The 751-nt window shown below is 38.6% G+C and carries 1 pseudogene; it reads right to left on the bottom strand.

What is annotated here, in order from left to right:
• A pseudogene (locus HEQ50_RS12595) lies at nucleotides 1-751 on the bottom strand (BREX-1 system adenine-specific DNA-methyltransferase PglX); the annotation flags it as partial.

Below are 751 nucleotides of genomic sequence, written 5' to 3'. Positions count from 1 at the left end.
TTATCGTCAGCGATGTGAGTAAGGAGCGGATGGCGGGTGAAGCTCCAGGAATTTTCAAAAGAATTCCAATCAATTTTAGATAAGTGTATAAGCTGGGTTACAAATTCCACAATCCTTCTATTAGGTGTTCTAACTATTGGAAAATTATTAAAGTTACCAACTTGTAAATGTATCGTAGGGTTCAATAACTTAAAAATATAGTTTCCAACTGGTGAGTTCATAAGACCCAGCACAGAAATTAAGTCACTATTGCTCGAAGAAAAGGCAGACATTCCAGTCACATCATGAATACTTCCTGATTCTCTTATTCGAATGCTAAAATGCCCACTCGTAATATCAGACCAAGTTATCGCTTCACGAAAGTAATAATCAGTATTTTGAGGGCGTGATCGAACTTTACCTTTAGCGTCAGTGAAATTACGAATCTCTTTTCCATTGTCCTGCCAATTCACTACATAGTCGTAGTTACCGTACCACTTTCGGTATGACCCTCCTTTGTTGTACGGGAACCATTTCATTCTTGATTCTTCAGCATCCTGTAACGATTTAGCGTCAAATTTTATGTTTTGATATTTAACTTCATACCATTCCCGTAAAAAACGATTATTGTTGGCGGTAGCAAGGCCTTGTTTAGGTGTCACCAATTTATCCATGCGCGTTCCAACTTCAAAATCATGAATCAAACTTTTACTGGCCCAATAGGCGATTGGGCTTCCCGGAATCTTCGCAAAGTTCGCTTGGTTAGTTCGAT

Source organism: Lactobacillus sp. HBUAS51381, from assembly GCF_012641095.1.
GTDB lineage: Bacteria > Bacillota > Bacilli > Lactobacillales > Lactobacillaceae > Levilactobacillus.
Note: the sequence above shows the minus strand (reverse complement) of the source record. Positions and strands in the feature narration are given on the sequence as shown.